Origin of the sequence: Paraburkholderia sp. BCC1885, assembly GCF_900996235.1 — a bacterium.
Taxonomy (GTDB): domain Bacteria; phylum Pseudomonadota; class Gammaproteobacteria; order Burkholderiales; family Burkholderiaceae; genus Paraburkholderia.
Genome location: NZ_CAAJGM010000076.1, coordinates 1 through 546, shown reverse-complemented (window position 1 = coordinate 546; position 546 = coordinate 1). Strand labels below are relative to the sequence as shown.

Below are 546 nucleotides of genomic sequence, written 5' to 3'. Positions count from 1 at the left end.
GCCCGCCGAGTTGGTCAGCACCAGGCTGCGGATCCGGTGCACCCAGCTCTGCTCCTCGTCGTCGGCGCGGAACACTTCCACGGTCACGTCGCTGAATTCCTCGCCGGAGATCACGCGGTCCATCGGGTAATGGCCTTCCTGCACCGGATGATTGTTCCGGTAGCGCAGCCGGAAGCGCTCGCGGTATTCGGTGACGTTCGCGCCGAGTTCGTCGAGCGTGTGTACCCCGTGCATCTCCAGCGCGGCGTCGTTGGCCCAGACGATGCGCTGGTCCGGCTCGACCAGGATCACGCCCTCGGTGAGCCCGGCGATGATCTGGTGCAACTGGCGCCGGTCGGTATGCGATTTGAGCGCCTGCTCTTCGTTAACGGCTTCGTTCATGGCTGGTGTTCCGGATGACGTGCCGGGTCGTTCCGGCGTGGCTCGGGCGGGTTGCCCGGGCGGCGGCGTGCCTGCGGAATCTTCGCCGGCGGGCGGTTGCCATGCAAGGGACGGATGCACCGGGTGGGGTAGTGCATTCATACCGTGGCGTCACCAGGCAGGCGG

1 protein-coding gene is annotated in these 546 nt (G+C 66.8%); it reads right to left on the bottom strand.

The features are described 5' to 3' along the window. Positions 1 to 381: PAS domain-containing protein (locus FQ755_RS06035; protein WP_144152119.1), on the bottom strand; the 381-nt coding region annotated here is incomplete at its 3' end. Between the last annotated feature and the right edge of the window lie 165 nt (positions 382 to 546).